8 protein-coding genes are annotated in these 9,173 nt (G+C 25.6%); 1 reads left to right on the plus strand and 7 read right to left on the minus strand.

The window, feature by feature from the left end:
- Positions 1-81: 81 nt before the first annotated feature.
- From I4U58_RS10660 to I4U58_RS10690, 7 genes are all read right to left on the minus strand, one after another.
- A complete protein-coding gene (locus tag I4U58_RS10660) occupies positions 82-1,095 on the minus strand; it encodes a sensor histidine kinase (protein ID WP_195931329.1) in 1,014 nt (337 codons plus the stop codon).
- The gene (locus I4U58_RS10665) at positions 1,092-1,763 is read right to left on the minus strand and encodes a response regulator transcription factor (RefSeq protein WP_195931330.1); all 672 of its coding nucleotides are present in this window, start codon (positions 1,761-1,763) and stop codon (positions 1,092-1,094) included. Before I4U58_RS10665 ends, I4U58_RS10660 begins: the two co-directional genes overlap by 4 nt.
- A gap of 43 nt (positions 1,764-1,806) precedes the next feature.
- Positions 1,807-3,807: an ABC transporter permease gene (locus I4U58_RS10670; protein WP_195931331.1), complete on the minus strand. Its 2,001-nt coding sequence runs from the start codon at positions 3,805-3,807 to the stop codon at positions 1,807-1,809.
- A complete protein-coding gene (locus I4U58_RS10675) occupies positions 3,797-4,564 on the minus strand; it encodes an ABC transporter ATP-binding protein (protein ID WP_195931332.1) in 768 nt (255 codons plus the stop codon). The genes I4U58_RS10670 and I4U58_RS10675 overlap by 11 nt, the downstream gene beginning before the upstream one ends.
- A gap of 206 nt (positions 4,565-4,770) precedes the next feature.
- Complete coding sequence (locus I4U58_RS10680) at positions 4,771-5,472, minus strand: arginase (RefSeq protein WP_195931333.1); 702 nt, start codon at positions 5,470-5,472, stop codon at positions 4,771-4,773.
- Positions 5,473-5,603: 131 nt separating this feature from the next.
- Entirely contained in the window at positions 5,604-6,656 is a 1,053-nt protein-coding gene (gene mcrC / locus I4U58_RS10685) for a 5-methylcytosine-specific restriction endonuclease system specificity protein McrC (RefSeq protein WP_195931334.1), read from the minus strand.
- 11 nt (positions 6,657-6,667) lie between these two features.
- Complete coding sequence (locus I4U58_RS10690; RefSeq protein WP_243269611.1) at positions 6,668-8,302, minus strand: AAA family ATPase; 1,635 nt, start codon at positions 8,300-8,302, stop codon at positions 6,668-6,670.
- 166 nt (positions 8,303-8,468) lie between these two features.
- Between I4U58_RS10690 and I4U58_RS10695 the strand changes: the two genes are divergently transcribed.
- Positions 8,469-9,110, plus strand: coding sequence for a lactate utilization protein (locus I4U58_RS10695; RefSeq protein WP_195931335.1), 642 nt, complete (start codon positions 8,469-8,471; stop codon positions 9,108-9,110).
- Positions 9,111-9,173: the final 63 nt, after the last annotated feature.

The following is a 9,173-nucleotide window of genomic DNA, read 5'->3' on the forward strand; positions in this document are numbered from 1 at the left end:
AAACTAAGCTAAAAAATCTCTGACCTTATAAAGTCAGAGATTTTTATCTATACACTTCTTTGTTTTTTCAAAAATCTAATATCATTCTGTTATATTTTCTGTTGTTGGGAATATAATATTCACCTTTGTTCCATAATTCTCTTTTGAATCTATATACAATCCAAGCCCTAATTTTTCACATAGTTTCTTGCATAGATAAAGACCTATACCCGTGCTCTTTCCGAATTTTCTTCCATTTTCTCCAGTAAATCCTTTTTCAAATACTCTGCCAATATCTTTTTCATTTATGCCAACACCATAATCTTTTATAGAAATTATTATTGAATTATTTTGTTTTTGGCTTTCTATCTCTATTTTATCATTATTTCCTTTTGAATATTTTATGGCATTTACTATTATCTGATTTAAAATAAATTCTATCCATTTTGAGTCACTATAAACTACTTGCTCTAAATCTTTAAGTTCCAAACTTATTCTTTTACTTATAAAATCACGTTGATTTCTCTTGATTACTTTTTTTACTAATGGCTCTAGTTCTACTTTTTTTATAATATAATCTTTGCCCACTTCATTACTTCGTGAGTAATAAAGTACTTGTTCTACAAAGTTGTCTATCTTATTAATTTGAGTATCTATTTTTCTAACAATATCGTTATTGTAGTTGTTTTCTATCACTAATTTACTAGATGCTATCGGAGTTTTTATTTCATGAATCCACATCTCTATATATTCTCTATATTCTTTTTGCATATCTTCATAATACTTAACATGCTCATGCATATCTCGGCTTACTTCTTTTAATATATCGTTTATTTGTTCTGCAATTAAAAAATTGGCTTCTTCCATAACTTCAGGCAATAAATACTTTTTATCTAAACTATCTAATATACTTTCCATATCATTAAAATATTTTTTATACTTTATGTACTCTATAAAAATATAAGTAAATAATGGCAAAAACCATATACAGAAAATAAATAAAATCATCATAAAACTTATATCTGCAATATACATAAAAATTGATATTACAATAAATATCATTAAATTTAGAGTTAAAAAAATCCCTTTATCTTTTAAATAATCAGCTATTCTCATCGCATTATATACCCTAGCCCTCTTCTAGTTTCTATAACATTTTTTATTCCTATTTCATCTAGTTTTTTTCTAAGTCTCGTTATGTTTACTGTCAAGGTACTGTCATCTACAAAAAAATCCGAATTCCATAGATGCTCCATCAAAATCTCTCTAGACACAATTTCCCCTTTATGATTTATTAAATAAGAAAGTATTTTCACCTCATTTTTTGTTAACTCTATATTTTTATCATTATAAATTACAGTAGCATTAGATAAGTTTAACTTAAAATCTTTATAAGTTAGTATGCTATTTGAGTTTGAATTCATCCCACTTCTTTTTAATAAAGCAGCAATTCTTGCGAGTAATATTTGAGTATTATATGGTTTTGTTACAAAATCATCTGCTCCCAAATTCATACTCATAAGTTCATCTACTTCACTATCTCTACTTGTAACTACTATTATAGGTACTTCAGATGTTTTCCTAATTTCCCTACATATATAATACCCATCAAAAACTGGTAGATTTATATCTAATAAAATTAAGTCTGCATTTTGTTTTAATATATAATCTACTATATTATCAAATTCTGTAGGTGCTTTTATATCATATCCATATTTACTTAAAAATATTTGTAGCTCTTCTCTTATTATTTGATCATCTTCTACAATAATTATTTGTTGCATATTACCCTCCAATCATCGGAAAAATCCATATAAAGTAGATAAACTACTTTATATGGATTTTATTTTTAACTATATTTTTATATCCACTATAAGTTATATAGAAGTATATAATATATACTATCATAAATATTCCCGCTGTTATAAGTGAAGATCCCATTATATCCGGTTTGTTGTAAACAGATACAAAATCATTTGCAACTTTTATTCCAATAACTGAATGTATAAAAGCTAATACAACTGGAAGACTGAAGTATACTAAAGTTTGTATAAATATTGTTTTATTTATATCTTTTTCACTTGCTCCAAGTCTTTTTAATGATTTATATCTATCTATACTATCACTAGCCTCACTTAATTGTTGAAGTGCAAGCACTGCCATACTGCTTATTAAAAACACTATTCCTATATAAATACCTATAAATAATACTATTGTTGTCATTCCTTTATTTGATTCATAAATCTCAGTTCTACTTGCACCAAGTACAAATCCTATTTTATCATAATCTGTATCAGTAGTTTTATATGAATATATTTTATTAGTGAAATCAGATTCTCTTTTTTCTTTTCCCTCTCCAACAAAGTTTACATTTACATTGCTTGAAATTAAAGTCATATTGTCACATACATCATCGTTAACTATTACTGTGATCATATTATCTTTCATGAAATCTGTTTTTAAGTTTTCTTCTATAACTTTCTTATCTTTTATTTTATAAGATTTATTTTCTATTTTTATACTGTCATTATTTTTTACATAATTTTGTATAGCTTCTAATGCATTAGCATAATTTGATGTTATTAATACTTCATCTTTATTTAATTCTATGGCATTTCGATTATCCAATGCTCTAATTTTATTGTAATCAGAAAGTTTCATATAATTCATTAGACTTCTCATATTTGCATTTAAATTTAATGCTTCTGATATTGTTTTATTATCTGTATATAAATCATAATAAACTACTTTATCTTCTTTATTAAACTTTACACCTATATATTCAAGTGATTTTTGTATATTATTTGCTTTTTCACCTTCATCTATATAAAGATTTGCACTTGCATCATATGGTGTTGAATCTTTTAGTCCCGATTCTATTGCATTTTTAAAACTAAATCCTGTAGATAACATGCCTATCGTCATAAATAACATAAGGCATATAACTGACATAGAAATAAAGTTTGTATTTATCTTGCTGTTTATTTGTTTTACTATAAATATATTTAAGCCTTTAAAGTATATTTTTTTATTTTTCTTAACTATATATAAAATAAATCCTGATAAAGAGAAGAAAAATAAAAATGTACCTACTACTCCAAGTAATATGGATATTAAGAATTTTTTATCTTTTATTCCTAGTAATCCAACTTCTAAAATTAATTTATAAGCTGTAACAAGTGAAATAACACATAATATAAATGTAATTAAATATACTATATTGCTTTTGAATTTAACTTCTTCTGTTTTTCTTCCTACTGTTAATAAATCTATTATCTTGTATTTTGAAATTACAAAAGAGTTAAATATCATAACTAATAAGAACATTATTCCAAAGTATAAAACTGTCTTTATCATTGCTTTTCCTGATATTACAAAAGAATAAGTCGACATTTTTAAACCGAATAATTTTACAACTAGTATTGACAATCCTTGTGAAAATATTAATCCTAATATTAAACCACTTATAAGTGAAAGTATCCCCACTATTATTGTCTCTAATATTAGTATTTTAGATATTTTATTTTTTGACATTCCTAGCGTCATATAAATTCCAAGTTCTTTATTTCTCTTTTTTACTAAAAAGTTATTTGCATAAAGTATAAGACTTCCTAAAATAAATGCTATAAATACAGATACATAAGATATTACTTTTGAAAGTATCTCCACATAACATTCTCCCGAAGAAGTAAGCTCTGACATTGCTTTTTGTGATTCTATTGAGTTAAAAGTATAAAATATGCATACTGCTAACATCAAAGTAAAGAAATATATAGTATAATCTTTAAAACTTTTCTTTACATTTTTAAATGCTATCTTAGAATACATTATTATCATCTCCTCCTAACATCGTAATTACTTCCATTATTCTATTGAAAAATTCTTTTCTCGAATCATTTCCTCTAACTAATTCTGTAAATATTTTTCCATCTTTTATAAATAAGATTCTATGAGCATAACTTGCTGTAAACGCATCATGAGTAACCATAAGTATAGTTGCGCTAAGCTCTTCATTTAAGCTTTCTAATCTTTCTAACAATAATCTAGCTGATTTTGAATCAAGAGCTCCTGTTGGCTCATCAGCAAGTATTAGTGATGGTTCTGTAACTATAGCTCTTGCAGATGCAACTCTTTGTTTTTGCCCACCTGACATCTGATAAGGATATTTATCTAGTACTTTTTCTATTTCTAGATATTTTGCTACTTCTTTTATTTTTGAATCTACTTTAAAAGTTTTTTCACCTTTTATAGTAAGTGCTAATGCTATATTTTCATATGCAGTTAATGTATCTAGTAAGTTAAAATCTTGGAATATAAATCCTAATTCATTTTGTCTAAATTTATCTAGTTTTTTTGATTTTAATCTTGTTATATCGTGATCATTTATAATTATATTTCCTGTTGTAACTTTATCTATTGTTGAAATACAGTTAAGAAGTGTTGTTTTACCACTACCACTCGGTCCCATAATTCCAACAAATTCCCCTTCTCCAACTTTAAAACTTATATTATCAATGGCTTTTGTTATATTTCCTTTATTTCCATAGTATTTTTCTATTTTTTCAACACTTAAAATATTTTTCATATTTATTCCTCCTAAATTCATCGTATCTTATATTTATTATTATAGGCAGTTTTCAATTTTTGAGATATTGATGTATATTTCATTAATATTACATTTTTGTAGCATAACTATTTTTATAAAAAGAATTCCTATAATTTAATTATTTTCACACAAAAATAAGGGCTGTCATCTTGACAGTCCTACTTTATATAATATCTCTATAAATTTTAGCCATACAACATATAGTCGATTTGATCTGCTAGACTTATACTTGCAGGATTCCAATTTCTTTCTTTTATATCTATATTTTCGAATTCAAATCCTGATTCAAATACAAATGCTTTGAATTTGTTGTCTAACCATGGTGCACTCCAACACCCAGAACGGCATATATGTATTATTTTGCAAGGTTCTTCACACTTTACTTCTTCTAAACTCAAATAATTTATATTATAAGCTTCGTTTATTTCTTTAAATTGGTCACTATGTTCATTTGTATAAGGTCCATAAACTATATTGGCTTGTTTTATTTTGCCTTCATAAAGTAATTTTCCAAGCCAATCTGCACAATTTACTTCAAACTTAAATGAATCAAGACCTTGATATCCAAGGTCAGAATGTGAATCAAACGAAATAACTGAATCAACTTTGTTATCAATCGCAATTTTATATGCTGCTAAATGTGATTCGGTGAGCAGAACTTTTGTATCTTTTTTAAAATCTACGTTTTTCTTTAATATTGGCCAAAAATTATACACCTCATCTCCTACATTCATACTCTTTGTAATATCTATTCCCCTTCTCTTTTCTTCATAGTATTTTTTATACCAATGCTTATTTATATTATTGTCATTTTCTATATATGAGCCATTCCAATGATTCATATAATTCATAAAATAATCCCAGTCTATAGTAATCAGTGAACTCATAATCTCTCCCCCAAGTCTTTTATTATAATTTATATACCTTTTTTATAGTATTTTCAACCCATTTTTTACCATAGAATTATTAAATTATAATTTCTGATTACTTTTGAGATATTTTTATTCTGTTATAACTATTATGAATTTATTAAATCAGATGCTATTTTATTTAAACTTTGTGCTATAAACTTAAAGTCCTTATTTAAATCTAAAGTTCTCACCATTATCTTATTTCCGCTCATTATATATTCACTATTTGGTATTATATCTTCATTAGTTTTTGCATACAAAAGCATTCCCGATACTTTTCCATTTTTATTTATATCCTTATTTTTTACATAAGTGAATATCTGATATAAATTATTTGAGTGTATTGTTTTGCTGTTATATAGTTCTATTTTCTGCATAGATTGTGAATAGTATTTTGTGTCTATAATCAAAATATTTTCACCATATGTTAGTGTTATATCACTTTTCATCTCTGGCAAAAATTTATCTAGTTCATTGTCTAAGTTCCACTTTATTTTAGATGCTTTTGGTCTTAAACTTGGATAGTGTTTTTGATAATAAGAAAGTACAAATTTTTCATATATACTGCACATTTTCTTTTCACTTAAAGATTCCGCAACCTTATACTCTCCATCTTCTGTTGTCATAAGCAAATCATTTAGAATCAAATAACATATATTTATTATTCCACTATAATTTGCGTTATGTCTGTTGTATTTTATATCATTCCATCTTATTTCATTTACTTCTAAAGTATTTACATTAGAAAATAAAAGCACTAACTTTTTAAGATTCTTTTTATTTTGAGATGATATATCTTTTGATAGTACTAAAACATACATTGCAGTCTTAATTATACTGTTTAGATAATTATCCATAGATAATTTATCAAACTCACAATAAAGTTTGTTTTTATTGTTTGCCTTTAACTTTATAGATTTCTCTATATTTATTTTCCCAGTCAATACTGATAATTCGTCTTCTTCAGCTTTATATTCTTTTATAAGACCTCGTTTAACTTGTTTCGAAACAATTTTAAACAAAATAACTGCTAATATATCTCCTATATTGTCAAACACTTCAACATCTATATCTTTGTAGTCTTTTTGTATTAAATGAGTATATACATATGACAGCATATAATATATGTTTTTTATAAAAATACTTTTGTCTTTTATCATGCTACCACCATCTAATTAACTATATCTCTCAATATTTTTTCCCATTTTTCAAGCTTATCATAATCATCAAACCAGTACTCTTTTAAAAGTGGTATTATATCAAACTCAATAACTTCTTCAATATACATATCTATTTCATCTAAACTACATTCTTTAGATATTTCATCGCTAAAAAAGTAACTATGACCTATACAGAATCCTTCACCCAATGAAAAATCTTCTTTTATTTCTTTATTTAATATTTTAATTTTTTCAACTAAATTTATAATTCTTTCGCTTTTAAAACTTTTGATATAATCCATAAATCTTTCATTTTCAAAAGCTGGTTTCAAATCAAAGAAACTAAATCTACGTCTAAGTGCATAATCTATCATGGCAATACCTCTATCTGCAGTATTCATAATCCCGATTATATAGATATTTTTAGGAACACTAAATTTCTCGTCACCATATGCTAACTTGATAGTTTGAGCTCTATAATTATTTTCTATAAGCATCATTAATTCTCCAAATATCTTGCTCAAATTTCCTCTATTGATCTCGTCTATAATAAAGAAATATTTATCATTTGGATTTTGTTCTGCTTTTTTACAGAAATTATAAAATACACCGTATTTAAGTGCAAATCCTTCTTTACTTGGTTTATATCCCATTATAAAATCTTCGTATGAGTAATTTTGATGAAATTGAACAAATTCTATCTTATCATCAGCTTTTTGTTCTAAAATAGAATATGCCAAGCGTTTAGATAAAAATGTCTTTCCTATTCCAGGCGCTCCAGTAAGTATAATATTTTTCTTTCTATCTAAAAGTCGAACTAAGAAATTATAATCCTTTTCTGTTATATAAACTTCATCTAAAAAATCTTGTTTTGTATAAATCTCATCACATTCTTTTATTACATCTTTTTCTTGATTTTTTTCATATTCTCTATAATTTTCTTTTATTAAATCTAAATTCAGTCTACTGCCAATATATATAATCTCCTCTACAATTAGATGTAGACCATTATCACCAAAATTTAAACCATTAAATCTACTAAATGCCCTTTGTACTAACTCTTCATCACTTTTAACAACTTCTAAAACCAAATCACACATATTGTAATAAGCTTCTAAAATTTCAAAACTTCCTCTTTTAGGGATATTATCATATCCTATTTTACTTGCAAAAGCTTTAAATTTACCTTCTTTATAAATACAGTATTTTTCGGGAAATCTAAAGAATAAATATGTGCTTATAGCATTTAAGTATTGATAATGATTGCTCATATTCTCATTTCCATATTGTTTTAAAAGCATATCAGATGAATCCCTAAAAGAATCTATTCTTCTATATAAACTTATCGTTTCATTAAATAAATTTACGAACATCTCTCTTACCATCTCTGGATCTTTTTGTGCAAAGTATAAAATCATATTCTTAGGAAAATAATTTCGAGACGCCAATAAGTTTTTACTCTTTGAAAATGAATTCGAAATCATTTCATAAAAATCTTTTGCGTTTATATCCCAATTTTGTTGAAATGTTTTTATTGTCTCTATTTTATAGATTTCATCTAGCGAAATATTTTTTACATTCTTTTTATAATAGGAAATTATATTTCTTAATTTATCTATATCAAGTTTATTTATATTAAAATCCAATTAAAATCACAACCTTTATATAATCTTATTATTTCTTATATATCTACAAATATATTAACATATTTATACATATTTCTAATAATTATGCTAAAATAATACCATACAAGTAAAAGACAAAAAAGTCTTAATTTCAATATTTTTAAAACAAAATTGGAGGGGATTAAAAATGGAAAGAAATAAATCAAAAGAGATTAGATATGATTTATTAGGAGCTAAAGTAGTAGAAAATCTTCAAAAAAGACATTTCGATGCTTATTATTGTCAAACAAAAGAAGATGCTTTAAAAAAAGCTATCGAATTAATTCCAGAAGATGATGTTGTATCATGGGGTGGTTCTGTTTCAATAGATGAAATAGGCCTTTTAAATTATGTAAAAGAAAACCGCCAAGTTATAGATAGAGATAGTGCAAAATCTCCAGAAGAACGTGTTCACTTAATGAGACAATCTCTTTTATGTGATACTTTTTTAATGAGTACTAATTCTATGACTGAAGATGGCGTACTTGTAAACATAGATGGTAACGGAAACCGTGTTGCTGCTTTGTGCTACGGTCCAAAGAGTGTAGTTATGATAGTTGGAGTTAATAAGGTCTGTAAAACACTTGATGATGCTATAAGCAGAGCTAGAAATATAGCAGCGCCAATAAATATTCAACGTTTTAACGATTTAAAAACTCCTTGTTATTTAAAAGGGTCTTGTGCTAATTGCAAGTCTACTGAAAGTATATGCACTCAAGTTGTTATAACTAGAATAAGTAGACCTGTTTCAAAGATAAAAATAGTAGTTGTGGGAGAAGATTTAGTTTGATAAGTTTATTAATATTTTCATACGTATAAATTGATATTAGAAATGATCTAAACATAAATAGCA

Source organism: Clostridium sp. 1001270J_160509_D11, assembly GCF_015667935.1.
GTDB lineage: Bacteria > Bacillota > Clostridia > Peptostreptococcales > Peptostreptococcaceae > Intestinibacter.